This is a genomic window from Vibrio sp. HS-50-1, from assembly GCF_024747315.1.
Taxonomy (GTDB): Bacteria; Pseudomonadota; Gammaproteobacteria; order Enterobacterales; family Vibrionaceae; genus Vibrio; species Vibrio diabolicus.
This window is the reverse complement of the sequence record NZ_JAMPZF010000001.1, coordinates 347,866-367,681: the sequence shown is the minus strand read 5'-3', so window position 1 is coordinate 367,681 and position 19,816 is coordinate 347,866. Positions and strand designations below refer to the sequence as shown.

General features: G+C 45.5%; 17 protein-coding genes. 14 read left to right on the top strand and 3 right to left on the bottom strand.

Annotation, left to right across the window (positions count from 1 at the left end; genetic code table 11):
- Positions 1-78: 78 nt before the first annotated feature.
- The 7 genes from NDJ01_RS01715 (at position 79) to purF (ending at position 10,492) form a co-directional block, all read left to right on the top strand.
- Entirely contained in the window at positions 79-4,419 is a 4,341-nt protein-coding gene (locus NDJ01_RS01715) for a FimV/HubP family polar landmark protein (protein ID WP_258586138.1), read from the top strand.
- Between the two features lie 138 nt (positions 4,420-4,557).
- Positions 4,558-5,352 carry a tRNA pseudouridine(38-40) synthase TruA gene (gene truA / locus NDJ01_RS01710; protein ID WP_047010110.1) on the top strand — a complete coding sequence of 265 codons (795 nt, stop codon included), beginning with the start codon at positions 4,558-4,560 and terminating at the stop codon, positions 5,350-5,352.
- A gap of 197 nt (positions 5,353-5,549) precedes the next feature.
- Positions 5,550-6,476, top strand: coding sequence for an acetyl-CoA carboxylase, carboxyltransferase subunit beta (gene accD, locus NDJ01_RS01705; RefSeq protein WP_005397203.1), 927 nt, complete (start codon positions 5,550-5,552; stop codon positions 6,474-6,476).
- A 46-nt stretch (positions 6,477-6,522) separates the two neighbouring features.
- Entirely contained in the window at positions 6,523-7,785 is a 1,263-nt protein-coding gene (folC, locus tag NDJ01_RS01700; protein WP_258586137.1) for a bifunctional tetrahydrofolate synthase/dihydrofolate synthase, read from the top strand.
- Between the two features lie 14 nt (positions 7,786-7,799).
- A complete protein-coding gene (locus NDJ01_RS01695; RefSeq protein WP_150919186.1) occupies positions 7,800-8,387 on the top strand; it encodes an SPOR domain-containing protein in 588 nt (195 codons plus the stop codon).
- Positions 8,388-8,448: 61 nt separating this feature from the next.
- Positions 8,449-8,940 carry a CvpA family protein gene (locus NDJ01_RS01690; RefSeq protein WP_065645034.1) on the top strand — a complete coding sequence of 164 codons (492 nt, stop codon included), beginning with the start codon at positions 8,449-8,451 and terminating at the stop codon, positions 8,938-8,940.
- Between the two features lie 37 nt (positions 8,941-8,977).
- Positions 8,978-10,492, top strand: coding sequence for an amidophosphoribosyltransferase (purF, locus tag NDJ01_RS01685; protein WP_258586136.1), 1,515 nt, complete (start codon positions 8,978-8,980; stop codon positions 10,490-10,492).
- Positions 10,493-10,559: 67 nt separating this feature from the next.
- On the opposite strand, the gene NDJ01_RS01680 is transcribed toward purF, so the two are convergent.
- A complete protein-coding gene (locus NDJ01_RS01680) occupies positions 10,560-11,435 on the bottom strand; it encodes a LysR family transcriptional regulator (protein WP_258586135.1) in 876 nt (291 codons plus the stop codon).
- A 288-nt stretch (positions 11,436-11,723) separates the two neighbouring features.
- Between NDJ01_RS01680 and NDJ01_RS01675 the strand changes: the two genes are divergently transcribed.
- The 7 genes from NDJ01_RS01675 (at position 11,724) to recR (ending at position 17,471) form a co-directional block, all read left to right on the top strand.
- A complete protein-coding gene (locus NDJ01_RS01675; RefSeq protein ID WP_005397213.1) occupies positions 11,724-12,830 on the top strand; it encodes a response regulator in 1,107 nt (368 codons plus the stop codon).
- 225 nt (positions 12,831-13,055) lie between these two features.
- On the top strand, positions 13,056-13,187 hold the full coding sequence (locus NDJ01_RS01670; protein ID WP_005380608.1) for a hypothetical protein: 132 nt from the start codon (positions 13,056-13,058) through the stop codon (positions 13,185-13,187).
- 33 nt (positions 13,188-13,220) lie between these two features.
- Complete coding sequence (locus NDJ01_RS01665; protein ID WP_371131105.1) at positions 13,221-13,607, top strand: YbaN family protein; 387 nt, start codon at positions 13,221-13,223, stop codon at positions 13,605-13,607.
- Positions 13,608-13,769: 162 nt separating this feature from the next.
- Positions 13,770-14,315, top strand: coding sequence for an adenine phosphoribosyltransferase (apt, locus tag NDJ01_RS01660; RefSeq protein WP_005380615.1), 546 nt, complete (start codon positions 13,770-13,772; stop codon positions 14,313-14,315).
- Positions 14,316-14,323: 8 nt separating this feature from the next.
- Complete coding sequence (gene dnaX, locus NDJ01_RS01655; protein WP_258586134.1) at positions 14,324-16,429, top strand: DNA polymerase III subunit gamma/tau; 2,106 nt, start codon at positions 14,324-14,326, stop codon at positions 16,427-16,429.
- 82 nt (positions 16,430-16,511) lie between these two features.
- The gene (locus tag NDJ01_RS01650; RefSeq protein ID WP_005380618.1) at positions 16,512-16,841 is read left to right on the top strand and encodes a YbaB/EbfC family nucleoid-associated protein; all 330 of its coding nucleotides are present in this window, start codon (positions 16,512-16,514) and stop codon (positions 16,839-16,841) included.
- 30 nt (positions 16,842-16,871) lie between these two features.
- Positions 16,872-17,471, top strand: a complete 600-nt coding sequence (gene recR / locus NDJ01_RS01645) for a recombination mediator RecR (protein ID WP_031780610.1) — start codon at positions 16,872-16,874, stop codon at positions 17,469-17,471.
- A 51-nt stretch (positions 17,472-17,522) separates the two neighbouring features.
- Here recR and aqpZ read toward each other — a convergent pair whose 3' ends face one another.
- On the bottom strand, positions 17,523-18,221 hold the full coding sequence (gene aqpZ / locus NDJ01_RS01640) for an aquaporin Z (RefSeq protein ID WP_258586133.1): 699 nt from the start codon (positions 18,219-18,221) through the stop codon (positions 17,523-17,525).
- Between the two features lie 206 nt (positions 18,222-18,427).
- Positions 18,428-19,687: an amino acid permease gene (locus NDJ01_RS01635; RefSeq protein ID WP_031780611.1), complete on the bottom strand. Its 1,260-nt coding sequence runs from the start codon at positions 19,685-19,687 to the stop codon at positions 18,428-18,430.
- Between the last annotated feature and the right edge of the window lie 129 nt (positions 19,688-19,816).

Here is a 19,816-nt window from a genome sequence, read left to right as displayed (position 1 = left end):
TATAGTTTTGCATGTGATATCCGATATATTTAACCGATCACCATTTCAAATTGTATTTAGCACAAAACTGAGCCTTCTATGCGTCAAAATTATAAGCGTTTGTTAGCAGCCCTTGTGTTGATGAGCGCGACTCAGACATCATCAGTGGTTCAAGCCGAAGGAATTCGTCTTGTTGGACCGTCTGGTGAAGTGCAATCATCTCCGAGCTATGCTGAAGATATTGAGCGAGCATTACCTGCTCCTCCTGCAAATACTCAGCCGTCACGTTTCTTTGGTCCGACTGGTGAAAATCAAACACTATGGTCGATCGCTTCAGAATTAAGACCTTCACGCGGTGTTACCGTTCAACAAACGCTTCTTGCCATTTATCGAATTAACCCTCAAGCGTTTGAGAACCAAAACATTCATGAGTTGATCCCAGGGAGTCGACTGCGAGTACCGTCTCTAGAGCAAGTGCAAAGCGCGACTACAGAGCAAGCTGTTGCGATTATGAAGGCGCACGAGGCTAAGTTAAAACAGCCGAAGCCGACAAATAGAGCCACGCCAGCGCAACGCGTCGCCGAGCAACCAAAGCCACAAATAAAAGTAGAACCCAAGCCTGTTGCTCCTAAACCAGAAACCACTGTAGCTGCGGAACCAAAACCGGTTCAAAAAACAATACCAGTTATTCCTGCGCCACCTGTGAACACCTCTCCGCAGGGTGAAAAGCAGGTCAGTGCGTTAAAAGACAAACTTCAAGGCTCACAAAGTGAATTAGAGTCATTGGAAGAGAAGAACCATCGTCTTCGCTTAATGTTGTCAGAAGTGCAAAGCGAAGTTGAAACCTTGAAAAATGAGCTGAATGACGAAGAACGCATTCGCTCGGAAGTCGAGAAACTGCTTGCTGAAGAGCGCCAGCGCCTTGCTGAGCAACAACGCATGCAGCCAAGTACGATTGACAAGATTTTGTCTAATGGTTGGCTTGTCGGCTTAGCGGCGCTTATTCCAGGTGCATTGCTGGCACTGTTGGTTGTGATGTTGCTTGGTCGCCGTTCTAAAAACAAAGAGGAAGAGCCTGCTGCGCAATCGCCGCAGGAAACCGATCCATTAGCTGCGCCAATTGGTTTAGCGGCGACGGACGAGCTGGATGAAGAACTCACACTTGATGATGAGTTGTTCGCAGATGAAGATATAAATACTCAGGCTACACAAGAAGAGAAGCCAGATTTAGAAGAAGACGTCTTTGCCAACCTTGACGATGAAGAACTGGATTTCAACCTAGAAGGGGACGATGACCCATTTGCGGGTATCGGTGATGACGGCGACCTGGATGTTGGTCTGGATGAGCTTGAGTCATCAAACAATGGTATCCAAGTTAACGGCGAAGAAAAAGCGCTTGGTTTAGAAGAGATGGAGCGAGCCTTAGATGAGGTTGCTCCAGAACTAGAAGTGCTCGATGACGATGAGGCTGGCTTCGATCTTTCAGATGATACGAACGAGAAAGCAGATTCGCTCTCAGATGACGCATTTGCGGAACTACTTGCAGCAGATGAGCCGTCAGAAGAGTTACCAAGTGACACTGTCGATCAGGATATGCTTGATGACTTGTTTGCGGAACTTGGCAATGACGACTTCGACCTAGATACCGATGAACCTGAACTAAAACAGCCCGTATCGGATGATGATTTCAGCGCAGGAGAGGCATCTGATGACGATATCGATAAGCTATTAGCTCAATACGAGCAGCCTGTTACTGAGTCGACAGAAGTTGAAGGTGACGCCAGCGAAGACGCCGTTCTAGATGAAAACAGTACGGACTTACTCGATGAACTGATCGATTTTGACGAAGATGAAACAGACGACGAGTTTGACCCACTGAATGAGCTAGAAGCACTCTCTGGTTTTGAAGGTGATGACTCGATTGAAGAGTTAGATGCAGATAGCACAGATTTACTGGATGAAATCATTGATGACGTCACACCAGAACTTGATGAAGAGACAGGAACTGAGACTGAGTTAGACCCGTTTGATGATCTGATTCGAGAGGACGAAAGCCCTGCACAGACTAAATCGGAAGAGGAAGAGTTACTCGCTTCACTTGGTTTTGGCGAACCAGACGGCGACGAAAAACCATCTTCAATAGCCGAGTCAGAGCCTGCTCATGAAGAGCCGGAAATTGAGTCTGGTTTGGACATCGATGCTTTATTAAGTGACAGTCAACCAGATCCGCAACAAACAGCGCCAGAGCAACCATTAACCGAGCCAGAAACTGATTCAGAGTCATTTAGCAGCGATGAGTTTCTGGGTGATTTAGAGGACCTCTCACCAGAGAACGATCCTTTAATGAGCGAGCTAGACGACTTGTTTGAGTCAGACAGTGAAGAGCTTCAGCCTACAGAGCAAGAAAACGCGGACTTTTCTGCTGAACTGGATGCGCTATTTGATACTGAAGATGATTTAGCGCAACAACAAGTTGAAGAGCCGCAAGCTGAGATAGAGGAATCTTCGCCACAACAAGAAGAGGATGCCAATTCTAAGTCAACGCAAGATGCATCAGTAGAGCCTGATGCTAAAGTGCCGCCTCAAGTTGAGACAGTAGAAGACGCTCCAGCGTTCACTCCGACACCAAATACAGTAGAAAATGAATTTGGTGTGCCACAAGAAGAAGATTGGCTACTGGATGAGCCTGAACTAGAAAGTGAAACTCAACCAGAACAAGAACAAAACTCGGGTAACAAAAGTGAGCCAGAAAGTTCAGAACTAGCATCAGAAACTGAGTCGGCAACCAATGCAGAAGAAGAGTTCGATTTTGATGAACTCGATCTACCAGAGTTCAGTGAAGAAGACGCACTGGCGTCCATGGCGGACGAACCTGCGTTTGATGACCCAGAGTCTATCGAGCCTGAGCGCTCTGAAGCTGAGTCGGCGACTGAAGCAGAAGAAGAGTTCGATTTCGATGAACTCGAACTGCCAGAGTTTAGTGAAGAGGACGCATTGGCGTCCATGGCAGGCGAACCTACGTTTGATGACCCAGAGTCTATCGAGCCTGAGAGCTCTGAAGCTGATTCGGCGACTGAAGCAGAAGAAGACGCATTGGCGTCCATGGCAGGCGAACCTACGTTAGATGAATCAGAGTCTATCGAGCCTGAGCGCTCTGAAGCTGAGTCGGCTACTGAAGCAGAAGAAGAGTTCGATTTCGATGAACTCGAACTGCCAGAGTTCAGCGAAGAGGACGCATTGGCGTCTATGGCCGACGAATCTGAGTTTGATGACCCAGAATCAGAATCTGTCGAGCCTGAGCGCTCTGAAGCTGAGTCGGCGACTGAAGCAGAAGAAGAGTTCGATTTCGATGAACTAGAACTGCCAGAGTTTAGTGAAGAGGATGCATTGGCGTCCATGGCAGGCGAACCTACGTTAGATGAACCAGAATCTATCGAGCCTGAGCGCTCTGAAGCTGAGTCGGCGACTGAAGCAGAAGAAGAGTTCGATTTTGATGAACTCGATCTACCAGAGTTCAGTGAAGAAGACGCCTTGGCATCTATGGAAGAAGAGCCAGAATTACCGAGCTCTGAGACTGCAGATATAGAACCAATCTCCGGTGAGGATGAAGAGCTAAGTTTTGACGACCAAGATCTTCCTGAGTTCAATGAGGAAGATGTTCTCGCATCAATGAATGAGAGTGCGCCAGAGACTCCTAATGTTGAAACTGAGACATCGAGACCAACTCTTCAAGCCGATAACGATCATGATGCTTTGTTTGAAGTCTTTGCGCAGCAAAACGGTTTTGATACTGAACCAGAAGTGCAGCCAACGGCGACAGAGGGTGAGTCGCTAAGTGACTTAGATGATGAATCTTCAATGGCTAACCTTCTTGCTGAAGACGCAAGTTCAGAGGTATTTGAAGGTCAGTTAGACAGTGACACCATCGCAAGCGCAGGTATGGATTTTGAAACCATGCTTGATGTTGGAGATGATTGGGATGGCTTTAAACCCGCTGCCGATAGCGTAAGTTCTACGGAAGATGTGCCTGAGGACCAGCGTGATGTTTGGAATTCGAGTGATGCACTAAGTCAGCCAGAGATCGCGCAAGAAAACTGGGCAGAGCAAAGCGACTTGGATGACTTCGACCCAAAGAAAAATCAATTTATGACGATTGATGAATTGATGGCTCAGGTCGATAAAGAAGGTGGTGAGTTCGAAGAGGAAGATCTGAAGCTTGATGTCGGATTGAACGAGTTTCCAGATGTTATCGGTGAGATCGGCGATGTTGACGTAGATAGCAACGCTGAAGCTGCTGGAAAACTGGACCTTGCTAAAATCTATCTCGAGATGAACGATTCTCAAGGGGCGATAAAATTACTAGAAGAGGCGATTGTTTACGGTGAAGATGATATTCGCCGCGAAGCAAAGAGCCTGATTGATGCCATTAATGGCCGATAAATTGAAAAGGGTAGCGTTAGCTACCCTTTTTGTGTCTCGCTAGTATGGTGCAACCTCTACGTCATCCTTGTTGAAACTGGCAACTTGAGGTGACTTGAGTATATACTTCCCGCCCCATTTTAGAGTTCGAAGGTTAAGATGAGAATCGCATTAGGTATCGAGTACAACGGTACAAACTACTTTGGTTGGCAGCGCCAAAGAGAAGTGAAAAGTGTCCAAGAAGAGCTAGAGAAAGCATTGTCCGTTGTTGCTAATCACCCAGTTGAAGTGCAGTGTGCTGGTCGGACAGACGCTGGCGTGCATGGCACAGGACAAGTTGTGCACTTTGATACCAACGTTACTCGAAAAATGGTAGCTTGGACTATGGGCGCAAACGCGAACATGCCGAGTGATATAGCGGTTCGTTGGGCTAAGGAAGTCCCAGATGATTTCCATGCACGATTCTCAGCGACAGCGCGCCGTTATCGTTACATTATTTTCAATCATGCTTTACGACCTGGTATCTTAAACTCTGGTGTGAGCCACTATCATGGTGAGCTCGACGAGAAAAAAATGCATGAGGCAGGGCAGTATCTGCTTGGTGAAAATGATTTTACGTCGTTTCGTGCGGCGCATTGTCAGTCTCGTAGCCCATTTCGAAACTTGATGCATCTGAACGTTACGCGCCATGGGAACTATGTGGTTATTGATATTAAAGCCAATGCGTTCGTGCATCATATGGTTCGTAACATCACGGGTAGCTTGATAAAGGTTGGACGTGGTGAAGAGAGCCCTGAATGGATCAAATGGTTGCTAGAGGCTAAAGATCGCAAACTAGCGGGTGCGACAGCGAAAGCGGAAGGTCTGTACCTGGTAGATGTAGACTATCCAGAAGAATTTGGGTTACCTGAAGTGCCGATCGGTCCACTGTTTTTGCCAGATAATTTGAACTAATTTTACAAACTTATTTCAAAATATCGGTAGTGTTTACATTGAATGTGAGCGGAAAACATACGCTATTTATGATATCAAAAATAGGTACAACCAGTTTTTTATCTACAGTAGCTGCAAGATATGGTTTAATCCGTCGGTATTATGTCGAATTTATATCTTTCGCAATGAAGCGGAAGAGTTGAGAGAAAAGGTCTTCCATGAGTTGGCTTGAAAAGATTTTAGAGAAAAGCAACCTAGTAAGTTCACGCAAAGCTTCTATCCCAGAAGGTGTGTGGACTAAATGTACCTCTTGTGAACAGGTTTTATACCATGCTGAACTAGAGCGTAACCTAGAAGTTTGTCCAAAGTGTAACCATCACATGCGCATGAAAGCGCGTCGTCGTTTGGAAACGTTTTTAGATGAAGGCAATCGAGTTGAATTAGGTACCGAACTTGAGCCACAGGATAAACTGAAATTTAAAGATTCTAAGCGATACAAAGAGCGTATCTCTGCAGCACAAAAAAACAGCGGAGAGAAAGATGCGCTAGTTGTGATGCAAGGTGAACTGCTTGGTCTACCCCTTGTGGCGTGTGCGTTTGAATTCTCCTTTATGGGCGGTTCAATGGGTTCAGTTGTTGGTGCTCGCTTCGTAAAAGCGGTGGATGCAGCAATTGAAAACAATTGTGCACTTGTTTGTTTCTCAGCAAGTGGTGGCGCTCGTATGCAAGAGGCATTGATGTCTCTTATGCAAATGGCAAAAACCAGTGCTGCGCTTGAGCGTCTATCAGAAAAAGGTCTGCCGTTTATTTCGGTTCTCACTGACCCTACAATGGGTGGTGTATCAGCAAGTTTGGCTATGTTGGGTGATATCAACATCGGTGAACCTAAGGCGCTGATTGGCTTTGCTGGTCGTCGTGTTATCGAGCAAACAGTGCGTGAAGATCTTCCTGAAGGTTTCCAGCGTAGTGAGTTCCTGCTTGATCACGGTGCGATTGATATGATCGTTGACCGTCGTGAAATGCGTCAGCGTGTGGGTGGTCTAATCGCTAAGATGACTAACCACAAGTCTCCTTTGGTGGTTTCGGTTAACGAATCTCCAAATGAAGAGCCATATTCTGTACCAGAAGCGGACGAAAAAGGGTAAAGTATCAACTAACATAAAAACCAAAGAATTTAATGGTTAAAGTTAGATGACCCAAAACCCAATTCCTCAAGCCACATCTTCATTAGAGATGTGGCTTGATTATTTAGCAAATATTCATTCCTCAGCAATTGATCTAGGCTTAGACCGTGTCCAAGCGGTAGCAAACAAAGCCAATCTTACCAAACCAGCTCCAACCGTAATCACTGTTGCCGGCACCAATGGCAAAGGCTCAACGTGTGCGTTAATGGAAGCTATTTTACTCGATGCTGGCTATTCAGTCGGTGTTTACAGCTCTCCGCACCTGATTCGTTACAACGAGCGTGTACGCATTAATGGCGTCGACGTTGTAGATGCAAAGCACTGTGAAGCATTCGACTATGTAGAAAGGCAGCGTGGTGATATCAGCCTTAGCCTCTTTGAATTCGGTACGCTTGCTGCGCTACGTATTTTCCAAGTAGAGAAAGTTGACGTTATCTTACTTGAAGTAGGACTTGGCGGCCGTCTAGATGCCACCAACGTTGTTGACCATGATGTTTCTGTTATTACGAGCTTAGCTATCGATCATGTGGATTGGCTTGGTGATGACATCAATGTCATTGGTTTTGAAAAGGCAGGCATTTACCGTTCAGGGAAGCCAGCAATTTGTGGTCAACCAACGCCACCGGCGACCGTGGCGGCTCATGCTGACGATATTGGCTCTGAGTTCTTCCAAGTTGGTATTCAGTATGATTACCAACTAACTAATAATGGTTGGAAGTGGAGCAGTGGTGCATTTGCGTTAGAGGATTTACCTGTCCCATCGTTACCGCTACAAAATGCGGCAACAGCATTGATGGCGTTAGGAGCATCGGAATTGCAAATCACTGACATAAACATTGTCAATGGCTTGAATAATGCTCGCCTGGCAGGGCGCATGCAGATATTGCATCACGAGCCAGAGATAATCCTTGATGTCGCGCATAACCCGCACTCTGCTGAGTATTTGGTAGAGAAAGTGAAGCACCAATATTTGGGTAAGAATATCCATATTGTGATCGCGATGCTGCATGACAAAGACATTAAAGCAACCATTGAAGCGCTAACTCCAATTGCAACACAATGGTATCCAGCGTCGCTAACCGGACCGAGAGCGGCGACTGCTGGAGAGTTGTGCCAATACTTACCTGATGGGCAAGTTCATTTTGAAAACCCTGTTGACGCCTTTGAGAATGCAAGAAGCCACGCAAAGCAAGAAGACGTCATTCTGGTGGTTGGTTCATTCCATACTGTCGGAGAGGTATTGGAACATTGGCAATCAAAGAATAAATAAGCAAAGGTATTTTGATGGCAAGTAAATTCCAAAGTCGTTTAGTCGGCACCATCATTCTAGTCGCAGTCGGAGTGATTGTTCTTCCCGATGTGCTAGATGGTAAGAAACTGCACTACAAAGAAGAATTTGCCAGTATTCCTATCAAACCTGAACTTGATAGTGATGTGGAAAACTTCGAAATATTAGAGCCAGTGGAAGACGACATAGCGTTACCGGACTCCCCAGTTGAAGCGGTGGTGCAGGAGCAAGAGGGCGCCCAAGTGGCTGCTTCTGAGCCTGACCCAACGCCTAAACCAGAGGTCATCAAACAGCCAGAGCAAGTTGAGGTGGCCACTCGTCCTGTGCAAGAAAAAAATCAATATGAAGATTCTGCTTGGATCATTCAGTTGATGGCGCTTAAGAATCACGAAAATGCGGTCGCGCTTGTCGCTGATTTGCAAAAGCGTGGCTATCAAGCTCATACAAAGAAAGAAAACGAGTTTACGAGAGTGATTGTTGGTCCTGATGTGTCAAAAAGTAAACTTGAACGACAAGTCAAGGAATTACAAAAAATTACAGGCTCAAAAGGTCAATTGCTTAAATTTAAGCCATTAAATCCATAAGAAAACGTTTGCGTCAGCATTTTTTCTGTTAAAATGCGCGCCAACTTAAGATGAAGAAAACATGAATTGGATAGATTTTATCATTTTAGGTGTGATCGGATTTTCAGCTCTGATCAGTTTAGTTCGCGGTTTTGCTAAAGAAGCTTTGTCTTTGGTGATTTGGTTTGGAGCGTTTTTTATCTCCAGCAACTACTACGCCAAATTGGCGGTGTACTTCACCAACATCGAAGATGACATGTTTCGTAACGGAGCGGCGATTGCGGCTTTATTTGTCGCGACCTTGGTAGTTGGTGCAGTGGTGAATTATGTCATTGGTCAACTGGTACAAAAAACAGGGCTATCAGGTACCGACCGACTTCTTGGGATGGTATTTGGTGGTTTACGCGGAGTTTTAATTGTTTCTGCGGTGCTGTTTTTTATGGATGCATTTACTGCATTCCCAAGCTCAGATTGGTGGAAAGCGTCACAGTTAGTTCCTGAGTTCAAACGTGTGATCGCTCCCTTCTTTGAGCATTTACAAGCAACATCAAGTTTTCTGTCTGGCACTATCTAGTAGTGCCAGCTACTGTCGCCAAATCGAGGATTAGGACATGTGTGGTATTGTTGGAATCGTGGGCACTACGCCTGTAAATCAGTCTATTTACGACGCGTTAACGGTGCTACAGCATCGTGGCCAAGATGCCGCTGGTATTTGTACCATAGAAAGCAATCGTTTTCGTCTGCGCAAGGCGAACGGTTTAGTCAAGGATGTATTTGAAGCAAGACATATGCAGCGCCTGCAAGGCGAGGTCGGAATTGGTCATGTTCGTTACCCAACAGCAGGCAGTTCAAGCGCTTCAGAAGCTCAACCTTTCTACGTAAACTCTCCTTTCGGTATTACACTTGCCCACAATGGCAACTTGACCAACGCTAACGAAGTTCGTCAAAAGCTGTTTGAAAAAGATCGCCGTCATATCAATACCACTTCAGACTCCGAAGTATTACTAAATGTACTGGCGCACGAAATTGACTCAGTAAAAGGAAATGTCACGACAGAAGACGTATTCCGCGCAGTCATCAATGTGCATCGCACAATTCGTGGTGCTTACGCTGTAACTGCCATGATCATTGGTCATGGTATGATTGCCTTTCGTGACCCACACGGTATTCGCCCTCTATGTTTAGGTAAGCGTGAAGTTAATGGCAGAGCGGAGTACATGGTTGCGTCTGAATCGGTAGCATTGGATGCCGTCGGTTTTGATTTTGTTCGTGATGTTGCACCTGGTGAGGCAATCTACGCAACGTTTGATGGTGAACTGTACACGAAGCAGTGTGCAGATAATCCTAAGCTGAACCCTTGTATTTTCGAGTTCGTGTACTTTGCTCGTCCAGACTCGTTCATCGATAAAATTTCGGTATACAGTGCTCGCGTTGAAATGGGTAAAAAGCTAGGCGAACGTATTCGTGAAGACTACGCAAATCTTGATATTGATGTCGTTATTCCTATCCCTGAAACATCGTGCGACATCGCACTTCAAATCGCTCAAGCGATCGATATCCCTTACCGCCAAGGCTTCGTGAAAAACCGTTACGTGGGGCGTACGTTTATCATGCCTGGTCAGCAACAACGTAAGAAATCTGTACGTCGCAAGTTGAATGCAATTCGTTCGGAGTTCAAAGATAAGAATGTGTTGCTGGTGGATGACTCTATCGTTCGTGGTACTACGTCAGAACAAATCATCGAAATGGCACGTGATTCTGGTGCGAAGAAAGTGTACATGGTATCAGCAGCACCAGAAGTTCGATTCCCGAACGTGTACGGCATTGATATGCCAAGTGCTACCGAGCTTATTGCTCATGGCCGTGACAACGATACAATTTGTAAGCAGATTGGTGCTGATGCATTGATTTATCAACGTCTAGAAGACTTGGTTGAGGCAGTCGGTCTTGGAAACCAAGATATTACTCAGTTCGATACATCCGTGTTTAACGGCGAATACGTAACGGGTGATATTGACCAACAATACCTAGACTTCTTAGATGGTCTTCGTAACGATGATGCGAAAACACAACTTGAAATCCAACAGGATTTAGCAAACCTAGAGCTGCATAACGAAGGCGCATAATAGGCGTTTTCTTGAGGCGTAAAAAAAACCAGAGCTCCGGCTCTGGTTTTTTGTATTCGCTATCGAATTAGTGAATGTTGTAAGCGATCACAAAGTCGATAAAGAGACGAACTTTCTCTGGCAGGTGATCTTTGTGGTTGTAAAGCATATAAATGTCGCGCGGGTTTGCACTCCAATCTGGCAGTATGCGTACCAAATCGCCGCTTTCGATGTATTCTTTGATCATGACATCTGGCATTAGCGTGATGCCTAAACCTTCGGAACAAGCACTGCGTACTACATTTAGTGCATTCGCCTGAAAGCGACCACGATCAACGTTTACGACAGACTCGCCTTTACTATTAATTAAGGTCCACTTGATCAGAGGGTAGCCTTTTAGCAATGAATGGTTAGAGAGCTCTTCTGCGTGGTTTGGTGCTGGATTCGAGGCAAGGTAGTCAGGACTTGCGACAAGAATATCCTTCACTTCGCCAATCTTACGTGCGATCAGGCTAGAATCACGTTGGGGCCCCACTCGAAAAATGACATCCCATTCAGTAGGGTCAAGCTTGTCTGCATTATTTTCTGTCGTTAGTTCGATATTGATGTCCGGATACTGCTTCATAAAGCTGTTGAACATCGGCATCATCATGCGCTTAGTTAAGTTATAAGGCGCCGATATCTTAATCTTGCCTGATGCTCCTCGGCAGTCGTCAGTGATTTCCTCTGTTGCCGTGGTTAGCCTTTGCAGCAAAGGAGAGCACTCATGGTAAAAACGTTCCCCGGCTTCTGTAAGCGAGAGTTTGCGAGCGTGACGGTTCAATAGTCGAAGATTGACAGAGTCTTCTAGCGCTTGAATGCGTCGGGTGATGGTCGCAACCGGGATCATGGTTTTTCGCGAAGTTGCGGTGTAGCTCCCATTTTCGACAACCAGTCGAAACAGGTTTAAGTCATCTAATTTCATATTTCCAGACACATTAAATTACCGATTACGGCTAATTTATAATTAACTTTGTGATCAAAGCTTGCTTTAAGTCAACATGTTGCATCATTTGAACACAGCAACCCTGTTTGAGTAAATACTGTTATACCCCGTAATATTTGTATAAACGCCGTTTTCAAGCTACGTTTTATAACAAGGCGGAACGGCCTCAAGTCTTGCTGCGCAACGTTTCGCCGGATGTAAACACAACAAAAATAATGACTTAATAATAAATCTGTTTTTTGACTTAGCTTTGTGAGGTGTAAAGGTATGTTTAAGACTCACAGTCAAACGGCAATGGTCTCGGCACAGGAAGTGGTTAATCAAAAACTAATTATGTTGGTGGATGATGATCCAATATTTCGTAAAGTAACCAATGCTTATTTAGAAAGTCAGGGTTTTAAAGTAGTAGAAGCTGAAAACGGCCTAGAGGCGCTTCAACAACTCAGGGAATGCCAACCCGATCTTATCTTGTGTGATTTATCGATGCCGGTATTAGATGGCATTGAATTCGTCGAAGAAGTCAGTCTTGAATATCCATACTTGCCGCTTATCGTGGTATCCGGCACGGATGAAATGTCCGATGTCGCGAAAGCGTTGCGATTTGGTATTAAAGATTTTCTTCCTAAACCGATAGGTAATTATGAGCACCTATCTCAGGCGATAGACAATACGCTCGAAGATACCGATAGCCATTTCTCCGAACAGCGAGACTTTTCAAGTCAGTGGTTCCGAGTCGATGACGGTGGCGAAATCCCAGATGAGCAAGAGCTTCACTGGCATCTAGAGTATTTGCAGCAGAACCCGAGTGCTGCAAGAGATTTACTGCATGCTTTATTGCCAGAGAAAGATGCTTCTCAAGGTGATTGGCGCTGCTCATACCGTTTATTGCAATCGACGGACGTTATGCCACTGGTGTTCGATTATCGTTGGTTAATGAACGGGCAATTTGCGTTCTATCTCGTTGACTCTGCTTCCCAGAGTAATGATGGTGTCGCGACGACATTGCTTGTTAGGGCTTTGTTTGACGATTACCTGCGTAATTTGAAGAGTTTCAGTGCTGATCTGAAGGATATGGTAGGGATCATTGAAAAAGGAATCGAGTGTTCAGAGTGCGCTGGTGCGGTTAATGCTGTATTTGGTGTCGCTGATCTGGCTTCGTCCTCCGTTTCTATCCTGCCTGCGGGTTTAGATAGCCATTGGTCTGACGGAAATACTAATCAACATATCGCGGCAGGTAACTGTTTAGGGGCAGGAAGTATGAAAAACTTCATAACCCGAGATTTACCGCTAGGTGTTGCTGGTCAGTTATCCATCGGTTGTTTAGGCTCTTCAAGTTTTAGCTTAAATATTGCCCGAAAATCACGACTGGTATAATTCTGACTTCATAACACAATAAGCAGCGTCTTGGCGCTGCTTATTGTCTTTTTAGAACCACAAAAAAACAACAAATGCTCGAACAATAACCTTACTTTTTGCTGGTGTTTAGATTTGGCTGTTTAAGGTATAGTCAACGCCCAAAACAATAATGACCCATTTGTGCAACGATAATTTAACGCTGTGCCTTGGGAGAAGCAAAGTCAACTAGTGAGAAGATACATCATGGCAGACAAAGATTTTAAAGAGCCTTATAATATTTTTTACTTTTTAGGTTTCATTGCAGTACTTTTAATTCCAACATTACCTGCAACGCTAACCTGGCTTCGTGTAATGAATGGTTACGCAGGCTTTTAATCTAGCTATTTTGTACCGGAGTTCACCATTCGTATTAAGCGTTACTTTTTCAATACCGTTGGTGGACTCTGTATTGTGCTCGGCATTGCCGGCATAGCCCTTCCGCTTTTACCCACCACTCCTTTCATTCTACTTGCTAGTGCATGTTTTATGCGTGGTAGCCCCGCATTTCATCATTGGCTACATAACCACAAAACGTTTGGACCGATTCTCGATAATTGGCATAAGCACCGGGCTGTTACTTCAAAAGTAAAACAGCGTGGCGCCATTTTTATTGCACTTAGTTTCATGGTTTCAATCGTTGTTGTTCCCCTTGTTTGGGTGAAAATTGGTCTTTTAGTGATGCTAATCGTTTTACTCGGCTGGTTTATGCGTCTGCCTGTGATTGAGTTGGTTGCTGACAGAGAAGAAAATCACTAAGATTGTAGAGAATAGTGTGCCCGCTCTTCGAGTGGGCGTTTGTATTTTCAGCGCCTGTGACTGTTACGAAAATAAGCACATAGTGGTGAAAACCTATTGTTCGTTGCCCTCGTGATACTGCGATTAGAGAGGGCGATGAGCCAATCTAAGTAAATCGGTATTATGACTACAGAAACAATTTCACTGATCAAATCTAGCATCAAAAGCATCCAAGACTACCCAAAGCCAGGCATTCTATTTCGTGATGTGACGAGCCTTCTTGAAGACGCAAAAGCATACCAAGCGACGATCAACCTTCTTGTTGAACGTTACAAAGATATGGGCTTTACCAAGGTTGTGGGTACGGAAGCTCGTGGCTTTTTATTTGGTGCGCCTTTAGCGCTTGAGCTAGGTGTTGGTTTTGTACCAGTGCGTAAACCAGGCAAGCTACCACGTCCTACTGTTGCTCAATCTTACGAGCTTGAATACGGCGTTGATACACTAGAAATCCATACAGATGCCATCGTTGAAGGCGACAAAGTACTGGTTGTCGACGATTTATTGGCAACGGGCGGTACTATTGAAGCGACGACTAAGCTGATTCGCCAACTGGGCGGTGAAGTTGAGCACGCTGCGTTCGTTATCAACCTACCAGAAATCGGTGGTGATAAACGTTTAGAAGCACTAGGTCTAAACGTATACAGCATTTGCGATTTTGAAGGACATTAATACATTCAATGAGTTATTTAGCTTTAGCGCGAAAATGGCGTCCTAATCAGTTTGACCAAGTTGTCGGACAAAAACATGTCCTGACGGCGTTGGAAAACGCACTGGCGCAAAACCGTTTACACCATGCTTATCTGTTCAGCGGGACTCGTGGTGTGGGTAAAACGAGTATCGGTAGGTTGTTTGCCAAAGGCTTGAACTGCGAAACCGGTATTACCGCGACACCTTGTGGTAAGTGCGATACTTGTCGTGAAATTGATGAAGGTCGCTTTGTCGATCTTCTTGAAATCGACGCGGCATCACGTACTAAAGTTGAAGACACTCGCGAACTGTTAGACAACGTTCAATACAAGCCTGCTCGTGGACGGTTTAAAGTGTACCTCATCGATGAGGTGCACATGCTATCGCGTCACTCTTTCAATGCGTTGTTGAAAACCCTGGAAGAGCCGCCAGAGTATGTGAAGTTCTTACTCGCGACAACCGATCCACAAAAGCTGCCAGTTACTATATTGTCGCGTTGTCTACAGTTCCATCTCAAACCGATCAGCGTTGATGATATTCATCAGCAACTTGACTACATTTTGGGTCAAGAGCAAGTATCGGCAGAACCAAAAGCACTGGGTATGATTTCACATGCTGCAGATGGCAGTATGCGTGATGCTCTCAGCTTGACCGATCAAGCAATTGCGTTAGGTAACGGTGCGGTGCAAACCGATATTGTCAGCCACATGTTGGGGACGATTGATACCGACCAAGCGATTCACTTACTGGAGTCAATCAGCAGCAAGCAACCTCAACAAGCCATGGATAAAATCCAGCAATTAGCAGCAAATGGTGTTGAGTGGGATGGTTTGTTGCAGCAAGTCGCAACACAGCTTCATCGAATTGCGATGTATCAAGCGCTGCCAGCGTCGCTAGACCGAGCGCAGCCAGATGCAGAAAAGATCGAATTATTGAGTAAAGCACTAAGCCCGCAAGATGTGCAGCTTTACTATCAAATTGCATTGAAAGGTCGTGAAGATTTGACTCTCTCGCCAAATGGGCGAGTCGGTTTGGAAATGATTGTGCTGCGTATGATGGCGTTCCGCCCATCAAATAACAGTGGGGCAAATGTTGTTTCTAGTAACTGCGAACCAGCTTCAGCCCCAGCTCAAAGTGCCAGTCAGCCAAAGACTGCACCAGCTCAGACAGTAGCTGCTCCTCGAACTCAGCAGCCGAGTCCGGCGCAAAGCACACCACAAGTGGCGCCTCAACCTTCATCCAATTCACAACCTGAGTATCACGCGAGTGGATATGAGGCGGTTCCGCCACAGTATGATATGGCGCCGCCGATGAGCGAAAACCCTGCACCGCAGCATGAAACGCCACCTCAACAAGTGCAAGAGAGCGTTTCAACACCGGCGCGCGGCGGTCTAAGCGGTTTACGTCACCAATTACGTTCTCAGCGTCAAGGCCTACAACAGAACACTCCTCAAAATGGTGGCTCAAAAAAGCCTAAAGCGGCATCTGCACAACCAGAATCGGTTATCGACCGAGTAGCGCAATTGCATGGCAATTCCGCGCAGGTGTCGCCAAACTCAGCTCCGAAGTCGACGGAGCCACAAGTTGAGGAAGCGTATCGCTGGCGTCCAAGCAAGCCTGTTGAGACAAAAGTGAATACAAAACTGACACCTACGCAGCTCAAGCAGGCACTTGAGCATGAGAAAACGCCTGAAATGGCACAAAAGCTCATCGATGAATCGTTAGAACATAATGAATGGGCGAAGCTAATCAGTTTAATGGAGATCCCTAAGCTGGTAGAGCAACTTGCGCTAAACTCTCATTATAGTAAGGAAGGAACAACCGTTTCGTTACTATTGAGAAGCAGCCAAGCTCATTTGAATACTGATAGAGCTCAAGCCGAATTGCTTAAAGCACTTAATACCGTGTTAGGTGAAGAGTGCCACATGAGCATCGAAATAGGGGAGAGTGGAGAAACACCACTTGAACTTAGAGATAGGCTCTATCAAGAGAAGTTACAGCAAGCTCTGAATAGTTTAGAAAACGATCCAAATGTTCAATTTATTGAACGTCGTTTTGCTGCAGAGCTTGATAAAGATAGTGTGCGCCCTATCTAATAATCGAATGGAATGGGGTTGAAAACCTAAGGTTACAACCCCATTAATTGATGCAACACCTCATTAAACCAGAGAGATAAACATGTTTGGTAAAGGCGGTATGGGCAACCTAATGAAGCAAGCCCAGCAAATGCAAGATCGCATGCAAAAGCTTCAAGAAGAAATCGCGAATATGGAAGTAACTGGCGAGTCTGGTGCTGGCCTAGTAAAAGTTACTATCACTGGTAGTCACAGCGTACGTCGTGTTGACATCGATGAAAGTTTGATGGAAGACGACAAAGAAATGCTTGAAGATTTGATCGCTGCGGCGTTCAACGATGCGGCCCGTCGTGTTGAAGAAACTCAAAAAGAGAAAATGGCTTCTGTAACTGGCGGTATGCAACTACCACCAGGTATGAAAATGCCATTCTAATCTGCTGATATTTAATTAAGCGGACTTTTAATGCGTACCAGTCATATGCTGGAGCAATTGATGGAGGCCTTACGTTGTCTACCTGGGGTTGGCCCCAAGTCGGCGCAGCGTATGGCCTTTCATTTGTTACAGCGCGATAGAAAAGGCGGTTTGCAACTTGCAGATGCGCTTAGCCAGGCAATGACAGAAATCGGTCATTGTACTGAGTGTCGAACCTTCACCGAAGAAGAAGTCTGTCATATTTGTACTAACCCAAAACGCCAAGAAAATGGTCAAATTTGTGTGGTAGAAAGCCCGGCAGACATTGCTGCAGTCGAAGCAACGGGCCAGTATTCTGGTCGATACTTTGTTCTTATGGGACATTTGTCACCACTAGACGGTATTGGTCCAAGTGATATTGGGCTGGATGTGCTGGATTACCGCTTACGTCGCGGTGATATAGCCGAAGTGATTTTGGCAACAAACCCGACGGTTGAAGGCGAAGCCACTGCACATTACATCGCAGAGCTATGTAAAGAACACCAAGTTGATGCCAGCCGCATCGCGCATGGTGTGCCTGTCGGTGGAGAGCTTGAGCTTGTCGATGGCACGACGTTGTCACACTCGCTGTTAGGTCGACACAGAATTTAATAAAAAGCCGCTGAATTCAGCGGCTTTTTTGATCTTGGGAGTTGGGAACGATTAATCGTTCGATTCTTTACCAAGAAGGTTTTTGTAGATAACTGCACCAAGTACACCACCCAAAATAGGCGCAATCCAGAACAGCCATAATTGAGAAACTGCCCAGTCACCCACATACATTGCGACTGCTGTACTACGAGCCGGGTTTACTGAGGTGTTTGTCACAGGAATGCTGATCAGGTGAATAAGAGTCAGACACAAACCAATCGCAATAGGTGCAAAACCTTGAGGTGCACGTTTGTCTGTCGCCCCCATGATCACGATAAGGAACATCATCGTCATCACGACTTCAGAAACTAGCGCAGCAAGCATGGAGTACTGACCCGGCGAGTGTTCACCATAACCGTTGGCGGCAAAGCCAGAACCCACAACATCGAATCCAGCTTGTCCTGTCGCGATGACATAAAGAATGCCACCAGCGATAAGCCCACCGAGCACTTGTGCGATGATGTAAGGCGCAACGTCTTTTGTCTCAAAACGATCGCCAGCCCAAAGACCAACCGTCACTGCCGGGTTCAAGTGGCAACCTGAAATATGACCGATTGCAAATGCCATGGTTAAAACGGTTAAACCAAAGGCCAGAGCAACGCCTAGCAGACCAATACCCACGTCTGGGAAACCTGCAGCCAACACTGCGCTACCGCAGCCGCCTAATACTAGCCAGAACGTACCAAAAGCCTCTGCCAAATACTTGTTCATGTTATTTCCTAATTTCTACTTAAATGACCCGCTGAACATAGTCGAGAATTGTCAATAAAGTGTGAGGGAGGTCTCGTAAAGACTGCAAATAGGACGGTATGTGGCAATAGTTCTCAAGGATGAGAGAAAAGCAAGGAGAGGAGAGGTTGAATTTTAAGTTTGCCTTGGCCATCACTACCTGAGTAACAGCCAAGGCAAAGTAGGTTTTAGCTAAATGCGACGAAAGGTGATACGCACAACAAAATACCAGTCGCAATAATCAAGTAAAGCGACGCGCCTTTGTACTTGTGTAAAGAAGGCACTTGGTAGACAAGGTAAGCTGGAATCAAACAGCCAATCAAACCAAAGATAGGGCTACATACTGATGTGAAGCTCAGAACTGGTAGATTCAATACAATTGCACCCCACGCCATGAGAATCGCAAAGAGAATGATTCCCTTGGTGACTAAGTCTTTATTGATCTTATCTTCAGGCATGACCTTTTTTAGAGCCAGCATCGCTAGACCTTGGCAAGAATCGCGGAAACCTAAGTACACGCCAAAAAACGCAGTCATTACTGAGAAAATATTCAGCATCAAACTCATTAGTTTTAACGTCGTGCCGTCCATACCTTGCGCAACCATCGCAAGAGCAGAGATGTTCTCTTCTGCTGCTTTAACCGCTTGTTCATGTGACATCGCAAGCGTAAAGGAAATCGCGTAGAAGAAGACGGTCACAAACAAGATACCGAAAGCAATTTTCATTGCGCGCATGGCTTTAAAGCGAGCAACCTCAATCGATTTTTCTTTTGATCGGTACGAGATCACCATTGGGCTCAAGCTTTGAATGAAGAGAATAGACGTTAGAGTAAACGGCAGTAGCTCAATTGCATCTTTCAAACCAGCGCCTGTTTCTGGAATTGCACCGACATTCGCTACATCCCATTTTTCGATCATCATGACGCCAAGTAATGCAACGGTACAAAGTTTAATCAGTACAAGACCAGTACTGACCTTAAATAAAATCTTTTCACCACGAGATGCAATAGCGACCAGCGCGCACACTAAAGCCAGACCATATAGCGGGTTTTCAGACAATAAACCTTCCGTGATGCCAAAACTATGTAGGAAAGATGCCGAGTCATTGTTGATAGCTGTTGAGTAAACAAAGACCCAAATCACCAACATGATGAAGTAGAGCACACCTAATAACGCCCCCCATTTGTTACCAAGGTAGCCGGAAATGACGCCAGCGTAATCTTGGCACTTTGGTGAACTTGAGAGAGTGTTGATGAAAAGGCGTTGGAATAAGTACATTGCTGGGTAGCCGATCACGGCAGAGGCCAAGAATACCCAAAGGCCCAATACGCCTACTTTTACTGGTAAAAAGACAATACCGGCACCGATTGCCATGCCGATACTCATGATCACCCATCCCCAGTCTGTGCTATCAAACTTGATCGCGGCTTTCCACTCGTCTAGGGCCATGCCTGCTTTTACGTGCGGTGGCTCTTTACCGATAGGTAAGGTTTGTGTAGGTGCTGTCACGCTCATTTTATTGTTTCTCTTGTTAGTATGAATTTTTCTCAAATTTAATTGAGAAAATGTATATCACCA